This is a genomic window from Amycolatopsis sp. NPDC114505 (assembly GCF_055633615.1).
This window is the reverse complement of sequence record NZ_JBVKDV010000003.1, coordinates 1,859,243-1,876,474: the sequence shown is the minus strand read 5'-3', so window position 1 is coordinate 1,876,474 and position 17,232 is coordinate 1,859,243. Positions and strand designations below refer to the sequence as shown.

Here is a 17,232-nt window from a genome sequence, read left to right as displayed (position 1 = left end):
AGGCTGGATGCGCACGGGCGACCTCGCCGTCATGCGCGAAGACGGCTACGCGCTGATCGTCGGCCGTATCAGGACATGGTCATCCGCGGCGGCGAGGACGTTCAGGCCGTCGGCGTGCCCGACGAGCGCTACGGCAAGGAGCTGTGTGCGTGCGTCAAGATTCCCCGATACGTTCGCACGGTGACGGAATTCCCGGCCACGGTCTCCGGGAAGATCCGCAAGGTCGAGATGCGCGCCGAGTCGGCATGGGCTCTGGGGCTTCCCTCTCCGGCCGGCTGATCGTGTCCACAAGGGAACGCCGGATCGTCGTCCGTCCGCCGCGGCCGGAGGATCACGGCGCGGTCGGCGGCTTTCTGACCGAGCTGTCCCTGATGAGCCGGTACCACCGGTTCTTCTCGGGGATCCGGCAGATCACCCCGGCCCTGGTCGAAGCCATGATCACCACTCCGGTGGCGCTGCTCGCACTCGACGGGGAGACCGTGGTCGGCCACGTGATGGCCGTCCGCGCCGACGACCGGACGGCCGACATCGGGGTCGTCGTCGCCGAAGCGTACCGGCGCCGGGGTGTTGCTCGGAAGCTGGTGAGCGACCTTTCCGCCGTGCTGACGGCATCCGGCCCGGCACGGGTGTGCTGCGACGTGCTCCGGGACAACAAGCTAGTCCTCGACTGGCTGGGGCGGCTCCTCGCCGACGGCCGCTTCGAATGTGACGGCGAAACCGTCACCGTCTACGGAACTCTCACCCCTTGAAAGGAGATTCGATGCTCAACCGGAGCTCGGCCCGGTCAAGCAGATCGAGGCGGGCGTGCTGAACGTCGGCTACGCCGACCGGGGACCGGTGATCATCGTCCACGGCTGGCCGTACGACCCCCACAGCTTCGATGGCTGCCAGGTGTCGCCGTGGCTTCGCCTCAGCGTCCTTCATCCGCACTGTCTCGTCACGGTTGGGCACCACGGCATGACGTTGTCATGGTCGAACGCCTCAGTGCGCGCGTCGGTGTCTGCGGGGCGATTGCGGCTTCAGTTGCAGCAGCCCTCCGGCTTGGCCGTCTCAGCGCTGGGCGTGCAGCACGTTGCCGGAGCGAGCAGTGCCGCGCTGTCGGTGCCGTACGTTGTCGAGTCGCTCTTTACCGTGTAGACCTCCCAGGGCTCCTTGCCTGGCCCGTGGACCCACACCTTGTCCTGTACCGCGTAGCAGCACGTCGTGTCGTCCTCGGTGAGCGTCTCGAGGCCTTCGCCCGTCAGTCGCTGGGTTGCCGCGTTGACCTGGTCGGTCGACTCGACCTCGACGCCGAGGTGGTCCAGCGCCGTCTCCTGGCCTGGCTCGCCCTCCAGCAGCACCAGCTTCAGCGCCGGCTCCTCGATCGCGAAGTTCGCGTAGCCCGGCCGGAGCTTCGCCGGCTCCGTTCCGAACAGCTTCGAGTAGAAGTCGATCGATCCGGCCAGGTCTCCGACACGCAAGGCCAGCTGTACTCGTGACATCTCCGCTACCTCCTTGGATAGACATCCGTCTAACTAGACGAACTTAGATTGCCGTCTATATGTGAATCTGTCAATATAGAAGCATGTCGAAGCAACTTCCGCTCGTCGCGATGGACGCCTGCTGTGCGCCTCTGACCCGGGAGCCGCTGACGCAGGACCAGGCGGTCGAACTGTCGCACCTGTTCAAGGCGATGGCCGACCCCGTCCGGCTGCGGTTGCTCTCGCTGATCGCCTCCCACGCCGGCGGTGAAGCGTGCGTCTGCGATCTCACCGACGCCTTCGACCTGACCGGCCCGACCATCTCCCACCACCTCAAGGTCCTGCGCGAGTCCGGGCTGATCACCGGCGACCGGCGCGGCACCTGGATCTACTACCGCGTGCACCCCGAAGTGCTAACGCGGCTCTCGGCGGTGCTCACCACCACGGGCGAAACGGTCACCGCGTGACCACGGTCGACACGCGGACGCCGCGACTGTCCACTCTGGACAAGTTCCTGCCGGTGTGGATCGCGGGCGCGATGGTCGCCGGGCTGCTGGCCGGCCGGTGGGTTCCCGGGCTGGACACCGCGCTGTCCGCGGTGCAGGTCGACGGGATCTCGCTGCCGATCGCTCTCGGGCTGCTGGTCATGATGTACCCGGTGCTGGCGAAAGTCCGCTACGACCGGCTCGGCACGGTCACCCGCGACCGGCGGCTGCTGTGGCCGTCGCTGATGCTGAACTGGATCGTCGGCCCGGCGCTGATGTTCGCGCTCGCCTGGCTGCTGCTGCCGGACCTGCCTGAATACCGGACCGGGCTGATCATCGTCGGGCTCGCCCGCTGCATCGCCATGGTCATCATCTGGAACGACCTCGCGTGTGGCGACCGAGAAGCCGCCGCCGTGCTCGTTGCGCTGAACTCGGTGTTCCAGGTGCTCGCGTTCGGCCTGCTCGGGTGGTTCTACCTCGCCGTCCTGCCCGGTTGGCTCGGTCTTCCGCAGACCGACCTCGACGTGTCCGGGTGGCAGATCGCCAAGAGCGTGCTGATCTTCCTCGGCATCCCGCTGGTCGCCGGTTACCTGAGCCGCCGTTTCGGGGAACGTGCCAAGGGCCGTGACTGGTATGAGAAGAACTTCCTGCCGAAGGTCGGGCCCGTCGCGCTCTACGGGCTGCTGCTCACGATCGTGATTCTCTTTGCCCTGCAAGGTGAGCAGATCACCAGCCGGCCGCTGGACGTCGCCCGCATCGCGGTTCCGCTGCTCGTCTACTTCGGACTGATGTGGGCCGGCTCCTACGTGCTCGGCAGGGCCGTGGGGCTCAACTACGAGCGGACCACGACGCTCGCGTTCACCGCGGCGGGCAACAACTTCGAGCTCGCCATCGCCGTGGCCGTCGCGACGTTCGGCGCGACCAGTGGCCAAGCGCTCGCCGGGGTCGTCGGGCCGCTGATCGAAGTCCCCGTGCTCGTCGGCCTCGTGTACGTTTCGCTCGCTCTGCGGCATCGACGGGAGAACACTCGTGACCAGCAAGCCTGAAGTCCTGTTCGTCTGCGTGCACAACGCCGGCCGTTCCCAGATGGCTGCCGCGCTGCTCGCCCACCATGCCGACGGCGCGGTCGACGTCCGTTCGGCCGGCTCCGCGCCCGCCGACAGCGTCAACCCCGCCGTGCGCGAGGCGATGGCCGAGATCGGGCTCGACCTGTCCCGAGAGGTCCCGAAGAAGCTGACGACCGATGCGGTCGAGGCCGCCGACGTCGTGATCACCATGGGCTGCGGCGACGCCTGCCCGGTCTTCCCCGGCAAGCGGTACCTGGACTGGCAGCTCGAGGACCCCGCGGGCAAGGGCGTCGAGGACGTCCGGCCGATCCGGGACGAGATCGATCGGCGGGTGCGGGAGCTGCTCGCCGAACTTCGTTGACCGAGCGCAAGCCGGGGACGGTACTGGCCGTCCTGTGCGCCGCGCTGTCGGTCGCGCTGCTCGTGTCCGCGGTGACCGGCATCGTGGTCGGACGGGTGCTCGACCGCCGAGGTCCGCGGCTGCTGATGACCGCCGGGTCGGTGGTCGGCGTGGTCGCGGTGGTGGTGATCGCCACCGCGCGGACGCTGCCGTGGTTCTTCACCGGCTGGATCTGCGCCGGGCTCGCAATGGCCACGACGTTCTACCCGCCGGCGTTCGCCGCGCTCACCCGCTGGTACGGCCCTAGCCGCGTCCGGGCCCTGACGACGCTGACGCTGGTCGCCGGGTTCGCCAGTACGGTGTTCGCCCCGCTGACCGCGCTGCTGGCCGGGCACCCGAGCTGGCGGACCACCTACCTCGTCCTCGCGGTCGTGCTCGCCGTCGTCACCGTGCCTGGGCACTGGTTCGGCTCCGCCGCTCGTGGCCGGCCGTCATCGGAGACGCCGAGCCGTCGAAGCCGGGAAGCGAAGCGCGGAGTCCGGCGTTCGTCGCGCTGGTCGCCGCGTTCAGCCTCACCGCGCTCGGCCTGGGTGGTGCCGGTCAGGCCGCCGGACGGCTGGGGTTCGCGACGCTGGTGAACCGCACCGGGGTCCGGACGCGCACCGCCGTCGTCATCGTCGTGCTCGCAGCGACGACCACCTTGCTCGGCGTGCTGACGTCGGCGGTGGCGCTGGTCGGCGCCTCGGTCCTGGCCGGGATGGCCCGCGGCGTGTTCAAGCTGCTGCAGGCGACCGCCGTCGCCGACCGGTGGGGCACCGCCGGGTACGGACGGCTCAGCGGCCTGCTGTCCGCGCCGCTGGTGACCATGTCGGCGGTCGCGCCCTACGCCGGGGCAGTGCTGGCCGCGCTGACCGGCAGTTACTCGACGGCGTTGCTGCGGATGCGGCGTTCGTCGGTGAGAGGCGTCAATCTGGTGAAACGATCACGGCTCCCGAGTTCGCGGCCGATTCCCTTTCGCCGTCACCGAGGTCTTCTTGTCGACCGAACAGCCTGTTCGAGAAAGCGACGGTAGCCGTGAGCGTTCCCATCACCATGCGTGCCCTGCAGCAGACCACCCTGAACGGCCCGCGAGACATGCGGCTGATCGTTGACGCGCCCGTACCGATCCCCGGCCGGGGCGAGGTTCTGGTGCGGGTTGCCGCCGCGGGGGTCAACTTCGCCGACCTCTCCAAGGCCTGGGGCACGTTCCGGGACGGTCCGCGGCCGCCGTATGTGGCGGGGTTCGAAGCCGCCGGTGAGGTCGTCGCGATGGGGGAGGGGGTGACCGGTCCGCCGCCGGGGACGTGCGTCGTCGGCGTGGGAGAGGGGGCTTTCGCCGAGTACGTGGTCCTGCCCGCCGCGGCGGCGATGCCCGTGCCGGCCGGCTGGAGCGCGGCGCAGGCGCTGGGTCTCGTCGTGAACTGGCCCACCGCGATCGCCGCGCTCAAGCCGCTCGGGCGGGTCGCGGCCGGCGATACCGTCGTCGTCCACGCCGCGGCGGGCGCTACCGGCCAGGCGGCCGTGACCCTGGCCAAGCACTACGGCGCGACCGTCGTCGGGATCGCGTCGGCGGGCAAGCACGAGACCGTGCGTGCGCTGGGAGCCGACCACGTCCTGGACTCCCGGGGGAACGACCTCGCCGCCGAAGTCCGGCGCCTGACCGGTGACGCCGGCGCCGACCTGGTGCTGGAGTCGGCGGGTGGCGGCACCTTCGCCGCGAGCCTGGCCGCGGCCAAGCCGGTCGTCGGCCGGGTCGTCGTCTACGGCCTGGCGGGCGGCGAAGCCGCGCTCACCAACTGGGAGCTGGTCTACCGGTACCCGGTGCAGGTCATCGGCTTCAACCTCGGCACGGTGATCCGGGCCGCGCCGAGGACCTTTGGCGAGGTCGCGGGCGAGCTGGCCGCTCTCGTCGCCGCCGGGGTCGTCCTCCCCGCCGACCCCGTCACCCGTGACCTGGCCGACGGGCCGAAGGTCTTCGCGGACCTGGCCGGCCGGGTGACCGTCGGCAAGATGGCCCTGATTCCGGCCCGCTGACCTGCGTTTCGATTCCTTTCCCGCGGTGCGCCGGTCGTACCGGGCGACAATGTCGATCGGCCGGGACGAGGAGCGACGCATGGTGAACGGGCAGACCGCGGCGGCGAACGCAACGGACCGGGACCGGTTCGCCACCGAGGCCGCCGGATTCCGCCGCGAGCTGCTGGCGCACTGCTACCGCATGGCCGGCTCGGCGCACGACGCCGAGGACCTGGTGCAGGAGACCTACCTCCGGGCGTGGCGGGCATACGGCGGTTTCGAGGGCCGTTCGTCGATCCGGTCGTGGCTCTACGCGATCGCCACCAACGTCTGCCTGACCGCTTTGCAGCCGCGCCGGAACCGGGTGCTGCCCTCGGGGTTGACCGGTCCCCACGACGGACCCGATCGGCCGCCGAGCCAAGCTGCACCGGGTGAGGTGTCGTGGCTGGAGCCGTTGCCGGACCACTGGGTCGCCGACCCGGCGGCGGTCGTGGCGGCGCGTGAGTCCCTCCGGCTGGCGCTCATCGTCAGCCTGCAGCACCTGCCGCCGCGGCAGCGCGCGATCCTGATCCTGCGGGAAGTGCTGGCGTTCACCGCACCCGAAACGGCACGGATCCTCGGTACCACCACGGCGGCGGTGAAGAGCGGCCTGCAGCGCGCCCGCGCCCGGCTGGAGTCCGTCGAGGCACCGCCCGAGGACCTGCTCGAACCGACCGACCAGCGGGCGCGGGCGCTGCTCGAGGGCTACATCGCCGCGTTCGAACGCTCCGACGCCGGTCTGCTGGAACGGGTGCTGCGCACGGACGCCACGTTGGAGGCGACCCCGTTCCGGCAGTGGTACTCCGGCCGGGCGCACTGCCTGCACGTGCTCGGCACCCACGTGCTGGGCGCGCCGGGCGACTGGCGGCTTACGGCGACGACCGCCAACGGCCAGCCGGCGGCCGCCGTGTACCACCGGGACACCGGCGGCACCCTCCGGGCGCACGGCATCGTGGTGCTGACCGCGACGATCACCGGGGTCTCCCGCGTGGTCGAGTTCCACGACCCGGCGCTGGTCTCGACGTTCGGCTTCCAGGAGAGCCTCGCGGCGTGATCCGGACGCGCGAAGGTCGACCGGCGCGCCGTTGTGGAAGGTGGCGTTGTCGCGCAGGGTGAATAAGATGTCCGACCCGGACGCGCGGCTGACCCTCGAGCTGGCGTTGCGCGCGGATCTGCTTCTCGAACCCCGGGCCACCGCGCTGACGCAGGGGCGATGCAAACGCAGGCCGACCGGCCGACCCGAGCAGCCAAGGGCGGATGACTTCGCGCAGGCAAAAGCGCAGCTAGACTGCGTATCTGTCCCGGCGAACGCCCGCCCGGCCCTGCATCGCACCTGGAGCGCCTATGGCGACGATCTCCCCACCGAAGATGTCCGCGGTGCGCGCCCAAGTGCGGGACGCTCTCTTCGCGCGGGTCGCCGGCCCGGACGGTCCCCGCAACCGGGCGCGCATTCACGACAGCCCCGGGCCTCGGTGGTTCGAACCCGACAGTGCGATCCAGCGGGTGCACGGGGACACCGCGATGTTCGTCGGCGGGCTGCGGGCGTTGCTCCTGCAGTCGCTGCATCCCCTCGCCATGGCCGCCGTGGCCGCGCACTCCGGGTACCGGGGTGATCCGTGGGGGCGGCTGCAGCGCACCAGCACCTTTCTCGCCGTGACGACCTTCGGCACCGCCGACGACGCCGAGGAGGCCGTCTCGGTGGTGCGGGGCGTTCACGCCCGGGTATCCGGGACCTCCCCGGACGGGCAGCCGTACCGGGCCGCCGATCCGCACCTGCTGGCCTGGGTGCACGTCGCCGAGGTCGACAGCTTCCTTCGTGCCCACCAGCGTTATGGCGCGTACCCGCTCGACGACGAGGGCTGCGATCGGTACGTCGCCGAGACCGCGGTGATCGCCCGCAAGCTCGGTGTGCTCGAGCCGCCGCGGACGCGGGATGAGCTCGACGACGCGCTTGCCGCGTACCGGCCGGAACTGCGTGGGACCGAGCAAGCGCGTCAGGCGGCTCGGTTCCTGCTGCTGACCCCGCCGATCCCTTGGGCCGCACGGGTTCCGTACGCCGTGCTGGCCGCTTCGGCCGTCGGGATGCTGCCGGCCTGGACCCGGCCGCAGCTGCGGGTGCCCTACGCGCCCCTGGCCGAGGCGACGGCCGTCCGGCTGGCCGGGCGCACCCTGGTCAAGGCGGTGCGGTGGGCGATGACCGCGCCCCTGTGATTCGATTCCCGTTTCCGATGGCGGAGGAGGCCGGGTGGGCAGCACGTCCGGGACGCGGTCGCTCAGCTCGAGCGAGGTCGCGCGGGCGCTGGGCGTCTCCCAGGTGACCCTGCGCACCTGGGAACAGCGGTACGGGATCGGCGCCACGCTGCGCGAGGAGAACGGCCGCCGCCGGTACACGCCCGCGGACGTCGAACAGCTGAGGCGCATGCGGGCGCTGCAGGCGCAGGGGACGGGCGCGCGCGAAGCCGCCCGGCTGGTGCTGTCGCGCTCCGCGGCGGCCACGACCGCGCACCAGCGGCAGGAAGGGCTCGCCGAGGCCGCCGAGCTCCTCGACCTGCCGACGATGGGCGGCCTGGTCGACGACGCGCTCGGCAGCCTCGGCGTCGCGAAGACGTGGACCGACGTCGTCGCCCCGGTCCTGCGCGCGATCGGCGAACGCTGGGCCCGCCGCGGCGACCGCGACGCCATGGCGGCGGAATGGGCGCTGGCCACCGCGGCGTCCGGCGCGCTGGACCGCTACCCGGCCCCCGCGCCCGTCCGGGCGGGGCAGGCGCCGGTGCTGTTCGTGTGCGGGCCCGCCGAGCGACACGAGCTGCCGGTCAAGATGCTCAGCACGGCGTTGAGCGACAACGGCGCCCCGGCGATGTTCCTGGGCGGGCTCGTGTCGCTCGACGTGCTGCGGGTGGTCACGACCCGGTTCGTCCCGAGCGACGTGGTCGTGTGGTCGATGACCTCGCAGTCCGCGGACGTGCGGATCCTGCACGCGCTGAGCGCGGAGGGAGTGTCGGTCCGCCCGGCCGGCCCGGGGTGGCGGGGACTGCCCACGGCGGGCGAACCCCTGCCGCCGTCGTTCGCCGGAGCGCTGGCGGCCTTCGGCGGCTGACGACGCGGGCGTACGCATCTGCATCGGAGATGCATCGAAGATGACGTGCTGATTCGGCACTTTTCGTGCACATTCGTTACCGTGGAAACACGATGAGTCGAATGTGCATCGGAGGTCTGGATGAGCGTGGAGTTCTCCGGCGTCGTGCCCGCGCCGCTGGACGAGGTGTTCGCCTGGCACGGCCTGCCCGGGGCGATCACGCGGCTCGCCCCGCCATGGCAGCCCGTGCGCGTCGGCGCGGAAGCCGACTCGCTGCGAGACGGCTCGGCCCGGCTCGTCCTCCCCGGCGGGCTGCGCTGGACCGCGGCGCACGAGGCCGCCGGCTACCGGCCGCCGCACCAGTTCGTCGACCGGCTCGCCACGCCGGTCCTGGCGACGGTGCTGCCGTGGCGGCACACCCACCGGTTCGACGCCGACGGTCCTGATCGGACAGTCGTCACCGACCGCGTCGAGACGCCGCTGCCGGAGTCGGTCCTGCGGCCGATGTTCGCCTACCGGCACCGGCAGCTGGCCGGCGACCTGGCCGCGCAGCGGCGGTACTGGCACGAGCCGCTGACCGTCGCCGTGACCGGGGCGAGCGGTCTCGTCGGCTCGGCGCTGACCGCGCTGCTGACCACCGGCGGGCACCGCGTGGTCCGCCTGGTGCGCCGCGAAGCCCGCACCGCCGACGAACGGACGTGGCGGCCCGATGAGCCCGACGAGAAGCTGCTGACCGGCATCGACGCGGTCGTGCACCTGGCCGGCGCCTCGGTCGCCGGGCGGTTCGACGACCGCCACCGGCGCGCCGTGCGCGACAGCCGCCTCGGCCCGACCCGCGCGCTCGCGGAGCTGGCCGCCCGCACGGCCGACGGCCCCGGCGTGTTCGTCTCGGCGTCGGCGGTCGGCTACTACGGCCCGGAGCGCGGGGACGAGGTCCTCGGTGAGGACGCGGCCCGCGGTGACGGTTTCCTGGCCGGCGTCGTCGACGCGTGGGAGGCGGCCACCGCGCCCGCGGCCGAGGCGGGGATCCGCGTGGTCCGGGTGCGCACCGGGCTGGTGCTCAGCCCCCGCGGCGGCCTGCTGCGGCTACAGCACCCGCTGTTCGCCGCCGGGCTGGGCGGGCCGCTCGGCGCCGGCCGGCACTGGACGCCGTGGATCGGCCTCGACGACCTGACCGACATCTACCTGCGCGCGCTGACCGATCGCGCGCTCGCCGGCGTCGTCAACGCGGTGAGCCCGGAACCGGTCCGGAACGCCGAGTACACGCGGGTGCTGGCCCAGGTCCTGCGGCGGCCGGCGGTGCTGAAGGTGCCGAGCTTCGGCCCCCGGTGGGTGCTCGGCCGCGACGGCGCCCGGGAACTGGCCTTCGCCGACCAGCGCGTCCGGCCGGACCGGTTGATCGAGGCCGGGCACGTGTTCCGGCATCCGCGGCTCGAAGACGCGCTGGCCCACCTGCTCGGCCGGGCTCCGTTCCCGGCCCGCCCGACCGTAGGAGAACCGGCATGACGACCGTGCACCGTTCCGCCCCCGCGCCGATCGTCCTGGCCGGGTTCGTCGCCGCCGTGGCGGTGGTCGCCGCGGTCGGCAGTCTCGCCGCCGTGCGGTCCCGCGCTGTCTACGAAGGACTGAACCAGCCGTCGTGGGCTCCGCCCGGGTGGCTGTTCGGTCCGGTGTGGACGGTGCTCTACCTCCTGATCGCGTTGTCCGGCTGGCTGTTCTGGCGTGCGGGCGGCACTCGTCGCGAGTTCGCCTGGTACGCGGCCGGCTTGGTGCTGAACGCGGCGTGGACACCGTTGTTCTTCGCGGCCGGCGCCTACACTCTCGCCTTGGTGGAGATCGTGGTCCTGGACCTGGTGATCATCGGGACGGCGCTGGTGTTCCGCCGTCGTTCACCGGCCGCCGCGGCGCTGCAGCTGCCGTATCTGGCGTGGACCCTGTTCGCGACGGCGCTCAACGCCGCGATCGTCGTGCTGAACTGACCGGAAGGACCGCATGCTGCTCGACACCGTGCTCGACCGAACCGTGCTGCTGGGTTACTCCCGCGTCGGCTACGCGCTGCGGCGCCGCACGTGGGCGAGTGACGACCCCGCCCCCGGCTCCTTGCGCGGCCGCGTCGCTCTCGTGACCGGCGCGAGCTCCGGCCTGGGCGAAGCCACCGCGGCCGGACTGGCGCGGCTCGGCGCCGAAGTCGTCCTCGTGGTGCGCGACCTCGAACGCGGCGAGCGGGCGCTGACCCGCGTCCGCGCGGCGGCGCCGGAGGCGAACCTGCGGACGGCCCGCTGCGACCTGGCCGACTTCGGTTCGGTGCGGGAGTTCGCGGCCACAGAGCCGAAAGTGGATGTCCTGGTCCACAACGCCGGCGTGCTGCCCCCGGCGCGTCAGGAGAGCGCCGACGGGCACGAGATCACTTTCGCGACCCACATGCTCGGACCGCTCCTGCTGACCGAACTGATGCTCCCGGCCCTGCGAGCCTCCGATGACGGCCGGGTGGTCATGGTGTCGTCCGGCGGGATGTACACGCAGCCGCTGGCCGTCGACGACCCGGAATATCGGAACGGGCGCTACCGCGGCGCGACGGCGTACGCGCGCACCAAGCGGATGCAGGTCGAGCTGACACCGCTGCTCGCCGAACGCTGGCGGCCGGACGGAGTTTCCGTGCACAGCACCCACCCCGGTTGGGCCGACACCCCGGGGCTGGCCGGTTCCTTGCCGGCGTTTCGCCGGATCCTCGAACCGGTCTTGCGCACGCCGGCCCAAGGCGCCGACACCGCGGTCTGGCTGGCCGCGACCCGCCCCGGACCCGTCCCGGGCGGCTGGTGGCACGACCGGCGAGAGCGGCCTCGTCACGTCATTCCGGGCACCCGCCCCAAGCCAGGCGAAGCGGAACGCCTGCTGCGACATTGCCTGGACGCGATCGGCCGGTGACCCGCGACGCGCGGACGGGCCCGGGCGGGGTGCCCGGGCCCGTCTCACCTGCCGGTCAGGACCAGTTCGAGCAGTGCATGTCGTAGTCGTCGGTGTCCGTGGCGATGCCGCCGACGTAGATGGTCGCGTGCTTGCCGCTCGGGCAGGAGTCGTTGAAGTCGCCCCAGCCGAGCGACTGCTCGTGGATGGTGTTGCCGAACGGCTCCATCCGGACCTGCCAGTGGATCCACGCCACGTTCGCCGGCACGAAGAACGTGCGGTGGCCGGTGTGGCCGAGGCTGCCGCTGAAGTCCGACCAGACCTGCCGGTTCGACGAGTCGTAGGCCTGGATGTCCGCGTACGCCCAGTAGTAGCCCTCGTTGTGGAAGTGGACGTCCACCACCTTCGTCGAGTCCGCCAGCGCCGGGGTGCCCCCGGTCGCCATGATCCCGAACGCGACGGCGATCGCCGCCAGCAAGCCGAAAACGCGATTCCGCACGGAGTTTCCTCTCCCTCGTGGTTCCGCGGCGCCCGCTCCGGCGGGCCGTCCGCGTTGACGGACACACGATCCCGCGCGCGGCGGGTCAGCCGAATCGGGGAAAACACGTAAGGTCGAGGTCGACGACCTGGACGAGCTGGGTCCGGGAGCGGACGCCGACCTTGCGGTAGATGTGCGAAAGGTGCGTCTCGACGGTCCGCCGGCTGAGGAACAGCGCGGCCGCGACCTCGTCGTTGCTCCGCCCGGCGGCGACGAGCGCGGCGACCCGGTGCTGGGCCGGGGTCAGCCGGTCCGGCGCGGTCCGCCGCAGGCCGAGGCTCCGCAGCTCGGCCGCCACCCGGTCGTGCCACGGCTTCGCGCCCAACCGGCCGAAGATCTCCCCGGCCCGGTCCAGCACGTCCGCCGCGGCGCGCTTTTTCTTGCGCCGCCGGAGAATCTGACCCTGGACGAGCAGCGTGCGAGCGCGTTCGAACGGCAGCGGCAGCTCGGTGTCCGCGACCTCGGTGAGGTCGGCGCGGGCGAGGCCCAGCAGGGCACGGCTTCGGGCGGCGACACAACGCCAGTACGGCGATCCGGCGCGCCGCTCCAGCTCCGCGACCACTGCCGCCGCCCGGTCCACCGCACCCAGCTGCAGCAGGGCTTCCACGTGGTCGCCGGCGAACGTGCCCGGCGCGGCCGCCCGGGTGAAGTGGCGGTCGGCGGCCTCCGGGGCACCGCGGGAAAGCTCCGCGAACCCGAGCACGGCCAGGTTCCGCACGGCCGCCGCTTTGTCCATTATGGACTCGGCGTGGGCCAGGCCTTCGGTGGCCGCGGCGATCGCCATGTCGACATCGCCGCGGTGGGCGGCCACCAGCGCGGTCACGTGCAGCGCGTGGGCACACCACCGGCGTCCGGCCAGTTCGGTTAGTTCCCCGGCGTACCGCGCGGCGACGTCGAGTTCGCCCAGGCGGCACTCGATCTCGGCGAGCTGCGCGAGAGCGTGCGGAAGAGTGGTGTCGTCCGCCACCTGGTACCGGGCCAGCCACTCGGCGCGGGTGCGCAGGATGTCCGGGCTCTCGGCCCAGCTGTCTGACCGCCGCAGCACGTCGTGGTCGGTGACGGACGTGATGCGCTCGTGGAGCGTGTCGGCCAGTTCCCGGCCTTCGCCGAGGGCTTCCCGCAGCGTCGCGACGGCCGCGCGGGGACCGTCGTCGTAGAAGCGGATCGTTCCCAGCCACAGCAAAGCCCGCGCGCGGTGGGGTCCCGGTTCGGCCGCCGCCGGTTCCAGGACCGTCCGCGCCCCGGGCGTGTCACCGGCGGAGAAGAGGCTTTCGGCCGCTGAGACCGCGCGTCCCAAGCCGGCGGGGTCGCCGGGCGGCGTCCGGTCCCGGGCCAGCAGCCACAGTTCGGCGGCCACTTCGGGAACCTGCGCCCGGCCGGCCGCTTCGGCCACTGCGTCGGCGACGCCGGCGTCGGGACCGTCCACCGCTCGCGCCCGGTGCCGAGCCCGCTCGTCGGGATCCTCGACGAGCGTGGCGAGCCGCGCGTGCAGTGCCCGGCGGGCTTCGGCCGGGGCACGCGCGTAGACGGCGTCGGCGAGCAGGGGAGGAACGAATCGGACGTGCCCGTCGCGGATTTCGATCAGCCCCGCGTCCTCCGCGGCCTGCAAAGGGCCATCCGCGGCGGGAGTCCGGCTCGCGGCGGCGACGAGCAGCGCCTCCCGCGTCTCGGGTGGCAGCCGGTCCAGGCGTTCGACGAGGGAACCGGGCAGCCGCAGGGGTTCGTGTGCCAGCTCGAGCGCGTAGCACGGGTTGCCGCCGGTCGCGTCCGCCAGCCGCCGCAGCGCGCGTCCGGTGAGGTGCGGACCACGGCGCCGGACGAGCCGCCGCAGGTCGGCCGGTGGCAGCCCGGCGAGCCGGAGGCAGCGGATCCGGTCGGGCTCCAGGCCGAACGGCACGCGGGTCCCGCGGGCCGCGGCCAGCAGCCGGACCCCGCGCCCGAGCACCCGGCGGGCGACGTGGCCGAGCACGTCCGCGCTCGCCGGGTCGAGCCACTGCGCGTCGTCGACGGCCAGGACGACCGGACCGCCGCCGGCCAGCAGCCGCACCAGCGCGAGCGTGGCCACGCCCACCGCGCGCGGGTCCGGAACCGGGCCCGCCGCGCGCAGCAGCGCGACCTCCAGCGCCTGCCGCTGGAACGCGGGCAGCGGGCGGAACTCCTCGTCGGGGACGGTCTCGAGGAGATCGGTCAGCCCCGAATACGGCAGCGCGCGGTCGGGTTCGCCCGGCCGGCAGGTCAGGACGCGGCAGCCGCGGTCGCGCGCGCGTGCGGCCGCGTGACGCCAGAGCGTCGTCTTGCCGATGCCGGCGTCGCCCAGGATCACGTACGCGGCGTCCGTTACGCCGTCCAGTGCCCGGAGCTCGGCCGTTCGGCCCACGATGTGGTCGGTGTCCACGGATTCCCCCTGCGCGCGAGCCGGGCGGCCCGCTCCCGGCCACCCTCGCCGGACCCGGTGGCCGATAGCATCCGCAGAACTACGTACCGGGGGAAGGCAGCGTGGCACCGACGTCGTTCGTGGGCCGTCAGCGAGAGCTCGCGCTCCTCGACCGGCTCCTGGCCGAAGGCGCCGCCGGGGTGTCCCGGACCGTCGAGATCGCCGGGGAGCCCGGCATGGGCAAGACGCGGCTGCTCGCCGAGCTGGCGGCCCGGGCGCGGGAAGCCGGGTGGCTGGTGCTGTCCGGACGCGCGGCGGAGGCGGAGCGGCACGTCCCGTTCTCCGTGCTCACCACGGCGCTGGAGGAAACCGACCTGGCCGGGCTGGCGCAGGACGAGGCCGACCTGCTGCGGTCGGCGTTCCCGGCGCTGTCCACGGGCACCGCGCCGCCGGAGATCTCCCCGGCCGAGCGCTACCGCCTGCACCGCGCGGTCCGCCGGCTGCTGGAAACCCTGGCGGGGCCGGCCGGGCTGCTCGTGCTGCTCGACGACCTGCACTGGGCCGACGAAGGCACCGCCGAGGTCGTCGACCACCTGCTGCGGCGCCCGCCGGACGCCCGCCTGGTGCTGGGCCTGGCCCACCGGCCCCGGCAGACGTCGAGCCTGCTGCGCCGCGCCCTGGCCCACGCCGGCGACGTCCACCGGCTCGAACTGGAACCGCTGACGCCGGCCGACGTCGCCGAGCTGGCCCCCGCCGGTGGCGCGGCCCTGTACACGGCGAGCGGCGGAAACCCGTTCTACGTCCAGGCTTTGGCGGGTCCGTACGGCGAAGTGCGGGCCGCGGGAGACAGCGGCGCCGGCATCCCGGAACCCGTGCAGGCGGCGCTCCTCGCCGAGCTGCACACGTTGTCCCCGCAAGAACTCCTGGTGGTGCAGGCCGCGGCCGTGGCCGGTGACGGCGTTCCCGCCGGCCTGATCGCGCACACCGCCGGCGCGGCCCTCGACGACGTCCTCCCGGTCCTGGACGACCTCGTCCGCCGTGACCTCCTCCGGCCGGCGCCGGGCGGCCGGTTCCCGTTCCGGCACCCGCTGGTCCGCCGCGTCACCTACGACGCGGCGGGCGCCGGCTGGCGCGTCGCCGCCCACGCGCGGGCCGCGGCCGCGCTGCGCTCGGGACCGGTCACCGAGCTGGCCCACCACGTCGAGTGCTCGGCGGCTCCGGGTGACGCGGCGGCCGTCGACGTCCTCCGGCGGGCGGCGGCGGTTTCCCTGCACCGGGCGCCGTCGGCGTCGGTCCACTGGGTGCAGGCGGCGCTGCGGCTGGTCCCGGAGCCGTCGCCGGCGCGGATCGAGCTGCTGCTGATGCGCGCCCACGCGTACGGCCTGACCGGCCGGTTCCGCGACTGCCGGGCGACCCTGCACGAGCTCCGGCGGCTCCTCCCGGCCGAGCTGACCGAGCAGCACGCGCAGATCGCGGCGTTCTGCGCGCTGATCGAGCGGTTCCTGGGCCGCCACGCCGAGGCGCGCGCCCAGCTCCTGGCCGAGCTGACGGCCCTGACCGACCAGCACGGCAAGGCGGCGCTCGCCCTCAAGCTCGGCCTCGCGAACGGTGTCGCGCTGAGGGCCGACCGGGACCGGAGCCGCGACTGGGCCGCGGAAGCCCGGGAGACGGCCCGCCGCCACCCGGATCGTCCGGCGGTCGCGGCGGCACTGGCGATGTCCGCCCTCCAGTCCCATGTGGACGGCCGCGTGGACGACCGGACGGTGGCCTGGCTGGACGAGGCCGCCCAGCTGGTCGACGCGACCACGGACGCGGAGCTGGCCCCGGCGGTCGAGACGGTCGGCCTCCTGGGCTCGGCCGAGCTGTGCCAGGAGCGCTTCGACGACGCGGTCCGCCACCTGACGCGCGCCTTGCAGATCGTCCGCGCGACGGGCCAGAGCCACGTGGTGACGCACCTGTACTCGATGTTGTCAGGCGTCGATCTCATGCGGGGCACCCTTTCCCGCGCGGCCGGCCACCTCGCCGACGAGCTGGATTCGGCGCACCTGACGGGAAGCCCGGCGTTGCGGAGCTTCGCGCTGCGCAGCCACTGCCTGCTGGCGATCTCGAGGGGCGATGCGGAGACGGCGGTCCGCCTGGGCAAGGAGGCACTGTCCATCGCCGACGAGGCGAAGCTCCCCGAGATCGGCATGGTCGCGGGCACGCTGGGTTTCGCCTGTTTCCTGGCGGGCGACGCGGCGACGGGCGTGGAGCTGATGACGAGCGGCCCGGACCTGTGGGAGGTCTACCCCGTCGAGCGCCCCAACTGGTACGAAACCCTGGCGGCGGCCGAGGCCGCCCTGGGCCATGAGAAGGAGGCGGCGGAGTGGGCCCGGCTGGCGTTCGCCCAGGCGGCCGGCCTGCCCCGGCGCACCGGCTTGGCCCACCTCGCCGAGGCGCACGCGCTCCTGCCGTCGGATCCGCGCGGCGCCGCCGCGGCCGCGGTCCGGGCGGTCGACTCGCTGCGCGTCGCCGGTGATCGCCTGGGGGAGGGGCGGGCGCACGTCGTCGCCGGGACGGCGTTCGGCGCGTTCGGGGAGATGGGCTCGGCACGCGCGCACTTCGGTGAGGCCTGCGCGCGGTTCGAGGCCTGCGGGGCGCCGTTGCGGGTCGAAGAGGTGCTACGCGTTCAGCGCCGGGTGAACGCGCAGCAGCCCCGCGGTCACGGCTTCGATACCCTCACCGGGCGTGAGCGGCAGGTGGCCGAGCTGGTCGCGAAGGGGCTGACGAACAGTGAGATCGGGAAGGCGTTGTACGTGAGCCCGAAGACGGTGGCCGTCCACGTGGGACGGGTGCTGACGAAGCTGGGGGTGTCGCGCCGGGCGGGCGTAGCGAGCCGGCTGACTTCGGAACCCTGA

The 17,232-nt window shown here is 73.1% G+C and carries 17 protein-coding genes and 1 pseudogene; 15 read left to right on the top strand and 3 right to left on the bottom strand.

Annotated elements, in window-relative coordinates:
* Window positions 1-4: 4 nt before the first annotated feature.
* Window positions 5-279, top strand: a pseudogene (locus ACZ7OU_RS37700) (AMP-binding protein); the annotation flags it as partial.
* Window positions 246-749, top strand: coding sequence for a GNAT family N-acetyltransferase (locus ACZ7OU_RS37695; protein ID WP_470258920.1), 504 nt, complete (start codon window positions 246-248; stop codon window positions 747-749). The pseudogene ACZ7OU_RS37700 and the gene ACZ7OU_RS37695, both read left to right, overlap by 34 nt.
* Before the next feature lie 270 nt (window positions 750-1,019).
* Here the strand turns inward: ACZ7OU_RS37695 and ACZ7OU_RS37690 are convergent, their stop codons facing one another.
* Entirely contained in the window at window positions 1,020-1,481 is a 462-nt protein-coding gene (locus ACZ7OU_RS37690) for an ArsI/CadI family heavy metal resistance metalloenzyme (protein ID WP_470258919.1), read from the bottom strand.
* 83 nt (window positions 1,482-1,564) lie between these two features.
* Here ACZ7OU_RS37690 and ACZ7OU_RS37685 point away from each other — a divergent pair, with 83 nt between their 5' ends.
* From ACZ7OU_RS37685 to ACZ7OU_RS37630, 12 genes are all read left to right on the top strand, one after another.
* The gene (locus ACZ7OU_RS37685; protein WP_470258918.1) at window positions 1,565-1,927 is read left to right on the top strand and encodes a metalloregulator ArsR/SmtB family transcription factor; all 363 of its coding nucleotides are present in this window, start codon (window positions 1,565-1,567) and stop codon (window positions 1,925-1,927) included.
* Window positions 1,924-2,991, top strand: a complete 1,068-nt coding sequence (arsB, locus tag ACZ7OU_RS37680) for an ACR3 family arsenite efflux transporter (RefSeq protein ID WP_470258917.1) — start codon at window positions 1,924-1,926, stop codon at window positions 2,989-2,991. Before ACZ7OU_RS37685 ends, arsB begins: the two co-directional genes overlap by 4 nt.
* Window positions 2,975-3,373: an arsenate reductase ArsC gene (locus ACZ7OU_RS37675; protein WP_470258916.1), complete on the top strand. Its 399-nt coding sequence runs from the start codon at window positions 2,975-2,977 to the stop codon at window positions 3,371-3,373. The genes arsB and ACZ7OU_RS37675 overlap by 17 nt, the downstream gene beginning before the upstream one ends.
* Complete coding sequence (locus tag ACZ7OU_RS37670) at window positions 3,370-3,990, top strand: MFS transporter (protein WP_470258915.1); 621 nt, start codon at window positions 3,370-3,372, stop codon at window positions 3,988-3,990. Before ACZ7OU_RS37675 ends, ACZ7OU_RS37670 begins: the two co-directional genes overlap by 4 nt.
* Complete coding sequence (locus ACZ7OU_RS37665; protein ID WP_470258914.1) at window positions 3,987-4,424, top strand: hypothetical protein; 438 nt, start codon at window positions 3,987-3,989, stop codon at window positions 4,422-4,424. The genes ACZ7OU_RS37670 and ACZ7OU_RS37665 overlap by 4 nt, the downstream gene beginning before the upstream one ends.
* A gap of 2 nt (window positions 4,425-4,426) precedes the next feature.
* Complete coding sequence (locus tag ACZ7OU_RS37660; RefSeq protein ID WP_470258913.1) at window positions 4,427-5,425, top strand: zinc-binding dehydrogenase; 999 nt, start codon at window positions 4,427-4,429, stop codon at window positions 5,423-5,425.
* A gap of 79 nt (window positions 5,426-5,504) precedes the next feature.
* Complete coding sequence (locus ACZ7OU_RS37655) at window positions 5,505-6,497, top strand: RNA polymerase subunit sigma-70 (RefSeq protein ID WP_470258912.1); 993 nt, start codon at window positions 5,505-5,507, stop codon at window positions 6,495-6,497.
* Window positions 6,498-6,787: 290 nt separating this feature from the next.
* Window positions 6,788-7,654, top strand: coding sequence for an oxygenase MpaB family protein (locus ACZ7OU_RS37650; RefSeq protein ID WP_470258911.1), 867 nt, complete (start codon window positions 6,788-6,790; stop codon window positions 7,652-7,654).
* Window positions 7,655-7,688: 34 nt separating this feature from the next.
* Window positions 7,689-8,540, top strand: a complete 852-nt coding sequence (locus tag ACZ7OU_RS37645) for a MerR family transcriptional regulator (protein WP_470258910.1) — start codon at window positions 7,689-7,691, stop codon at window positions 8,538-8,540.
* 120 nt (window positions 8,541-8,660) lie between these two features.
* Window positions 8,661-10,025 carry a TIGR01777 family oxidoreductase gene (locus tag ACZ7OU_RS37640; protein ID WP_470258909.1) on the top strand — a complete coding sequence of 455 codons (1,365 nt, stop codon included), beginning with the start codon at window positions 8,661-8,663 and terminating at the stop codon, window positions 10,023-10,025.
* Entirely contained in the window at window positions 10,022-10,498 is a 477-nt protein-coding gene (locus ACZ7OU_RS37635) for a TspO/MBR family protein (protein WP_470258908.1), read from the top strand. The genes ACZ7OU_RS37640 and ACZ7OU_RS37635 overlap by 4 nt, the downstream gene beginning before the upstream one ends.
* A 13-nt stretch (window positions 10,499-10,511) precedes the next feature.
* On the top strand, window positions 10,512-11,444 hold the full coding sequence (locus ACZ7OU_RS37630) for an SDR family NAD(P)-dependent oxidoreductase (protein WP_470258907.1): 933 nt from the start codon (window positions 10,512-10,514) through the stop codon (window positions 11,442-11,444).
* A gap of 55 nt (window positions 11,445-11,499) precedes the next feature.
* On the opposite strand, the gene ACZ7OU_RS37625 is transcribed toward ACZ7OU_RS37630, so the two are convergent.
* Complete coding sequence (locus ACZ7OU_RS37625; RefSeq protein WP_470243096.1) at window positions 11,500-11,922, bottom strand: hypothetical protein; 423 nt, start codon at window positions 11,920-11,922, stop codon at window positions 11,500-11,502.
* Between the two features lie 85 nt (window positions 11,923-12,007).
* A complete protein-coding gene (locus tag ACZ7OU_RS37620; protein ID WP_470258906.1) occupies window positions 12,008-14,356 on the bottom strand; it encodes an AAA family ATPase in 2,349 nt (782 codons plus the stop codon).
* Between the two features lie 101 nt (window positions 14,357-14,457).
* Between ACZ7OU_RS37620 and ACZ7OU_RS37615 the strand changes: the two genes are divergently transcribed.
* Complete coding sequence (locus ACZ7OU_RS37615; RefSeq protein WP_470258905.1) at window positions 14,458-17,232, top strand: helix-turn-helix transcriptional regulator; 2,775 nt, start codon at window positions 14,458-14,460, stop codon at window positions 17,230-17,232.

Excerpts from the sequence above, each read along its gene's own strand:
- ACZ7OU_RS37695 (WP_470258920.1), top strand. The coding sequence starts at position 246 with ATGGGCTCTGGGGCTTCCCTCTCCGGCCGGCTGATCGTGTCCACAAGG.
- ACZ7OU_RS37690 (WP_470258919.1), bottom strand. The coding sequence starts at position 1,481 with ATGTCACGAGTACAGCTGGCCTTGCGTGTCGGAGACCTGGCCGGATCG.
- ACZ7OU_RS37685 (WP_470258918.1), top strand. The coding sequence starts at position 1,565 with ATGTCGAAGCAACTTCCGCTCGTCGCGATGGACGCCTGCTGTGCGCCT.
- ACZ7OU_RS37655 (WP_470258912.1), top strand. The coding sequence starts at position 5,505 with ATGGTGAACGGGCAGACCGCGGCGGCGAACGCAACGGACCGGGACCGG.
- ACZ7OU_RS37650 (WP_470258911.1), top strand. The coding sequence starts at position 6,788 with ATGGCGACGATCTCCCCACCGAAGATGTCCGCGGTGCGCGCCCAAGTG.
- ACZ7OU_RS37640 (WP_470258909.1), top strand. The coding sequence starts at position 8,661 with ATGAGCGTGGAGTTCTCCGGCGTCGTGCCCGCGCCGCTGGACGAGGTG.
- ACZ7OU_RS37635 (WP_470258908.1), top strand. The coding sequence starts at position 10,022 with ATGACGACCGTGCACCGTTCCGCCCCCGCGCCGATCGTCCTGGCCGGG.
- ACZ7OU_RS37630 (WP_470258907.1), top strand. The coding sequence starts at position 10,512 with ATGCTGCTCGACACCGTGCTCGACCGAACCGTGCTGCTGGGTTACTCC.